The organism is Ruegeria arenilitoris (assembly GCF_013031355.1).
In the GTDB taxonomy this organism is placed as follows: Bacteria; Pseudomonadota; Alphaproteobacteria; order Rhodobacterales; family Rhodobacteraceae; genus Ruegeria; species Ruegeria arenilitoris_C.
Window position 1 is genome coordinate 1 of record NZ_WPZO01000028.1, and the last position, 1,805, is coordinate 1,805.

1 protein-coding gene and 1 pseudogene are annotated in these 1,805 nt (G+C 50.6%); one reads left to right on the plus strand and one right to left on the minus strand.

What is annotated here, in order from left to right; translation table 11 throughout:
• Positions 1-128 precede the first annotated feature (128 nt).
• Positions 129-1,472, plus strand: a complete 1,344-nt coding sequence (locus tag GOX63_RS23615) for an adenylate/guanylate cyclase domain-containing protein (RefSeq protein WP_170547353.1) — start codon at positions 129-131, stop codon at positions 1,470-1,472.
• Between the two features lie 84 nt (positions 1,473-1,556).
• On the opposite strand, the pseudogene GOX63_RS23715 reads toward GOX63_RS23615, so the two are convergent.
• Positions 1,557-1,805: pseudogene (locus GOX63_RS23715) on the minus strand (DMT family transporter); the annotation flags it as partial.

Here is a 1,805-nt window from a genome sequence, read left to right on the forward strand (position 1 = left end):
TGGCTCATGTCCCACTGCAACCGTCAGATGACCGCTGTGAACCCATAGCGGACAATCAGATTATCTTTGGAATCTTTGGGTGAGTTTGGTTTAGCGATTCTTCAGGGGTCGTTTAAGGTAGTAGCCGAATGTCAGACAGGGTCCAAAACAGATTCCAGATACGCAATCAGGCCGCCTTCATCGAAGAAGAACGCCAAGGCATTACGCTAGCTGCAAAAGTTCGGACTGTCGCTTTGGCTCTTGTTCTATTGTGGCAAGCCATCGACAGCACTGAGACAGGGCGGGCTTATTACTTCAACCTTCTGGAAATCTTTATCTTCGTCATACTCGGCGGGCTTCAGTACCTCGCTGCCCAAACGCACCGAACTGAATTGCGTCTCCAGTTCTTTTTCGTTTTCATCGATTGCATTCTGTTGGCCTTGGTATTCACTCTAGGCTCACCCTTTGATGACAATCCGTTGCCACCGGCCATTGCGATGGATACGGCCCGTTTTCTTTATTTCTTTTTGTTCTTGATGCAGGCATCCTTCAGCTTTCGCCCTCTGCTGGTCGTTTGGTGTGGCTTTAGCATCATACTTGCCCGCCTCGGAATGTGGGTATGGTTTCTGAGCCAGTCGAGCGTTTACAGCAATCTAGATATGGACGAACAAAATGCAGACGCCTTGCTTGAAGCTGCATCTGACCTCGACTTTCTGTTCCTTGGTTACGCAGCAACTGAGCTATTGGTCGTTTTGATAGTGTCCTCAGGCCTCGCTATCGTGGTCGCGCGGTCTCGTCGGCTTGTCTGGAACTTACTTTCTACCGAGCGAAAGCGTGCGAGTTTGGCGCGATACTTTTCGCCAAATGTTGTTAATCAGTTGAGCGACTCAGGTGCAGAGATTGCCACCGCAAGGCAACAGGAAGTCGCAGTATTATTCGCGGACATCATGGGATTCACGAAGCTTTGCGAAAATGCCAGCGCCGAGGAAGTGATTGACCTGCTTCGAGGGTATCATGAGCGCTTGGGTAAGGCCGTCTTCGATAATCAAGGAACTTTGGACAAGTATATCGGCGATGGGCTTATGGCGACTTTTGGAACGCCTGATCCAAGTCCTAATGATCCGGCAAACGCATTGAATTGTGCTTTCGAAATGATCGAAGCGCTAAAGGTTTGGAATGAGGACAGGCTGTTGTCCGGCATTGAGCCGATCCGTGTAGGCATCGGACTTCATTGGGGCGTAGTCGTGGCTGGAGATATGGGGAATGAGCGCAGACTTGAATATGGAGTAATCGGCGATACCGTGAATATTGCTAGCAGGATTGAACATCTTACCCGCGACCTCGATGCGCAGCTCGTTGTCAGCGACGAGTTGGTGTGTGCTATCCAAAAAAATGGGAATGTGCCGAACCTCGACTGCCTGACACTTGCTGGTTATCAAGAAATTTGGGGCCGAGCATCCGGCCTGAAGGTTTGGGTATTTTCTGCCACCTAACATCAATTTTGAATGGCTCTCGCATAGCGGATGTCCAAGCCTGATTTCGCGAGGTGTCGCTGCAAGTCCGGTTTGAGCCCAGTACTACCGCCTTGGTGATTTTGCGAGCACTGTAGATACGGTGCGCGTCTTTCTACTTCTTGTGATCGCGATTGCGCCCAGCACTAAGGCACATGCCAAAGCTTGAGATAAAGAAACGGCTTCGCCAAAGGCAAGATACCCCACGGCAAACATCGTGGGTAACTCGATGCTTCCGACGACCGCAGTTTGGGAAGCCCCAATAACAGGTGAGCATATCGTGTAGATAAGCTGGGGCACGAAAGCGGTGACCAG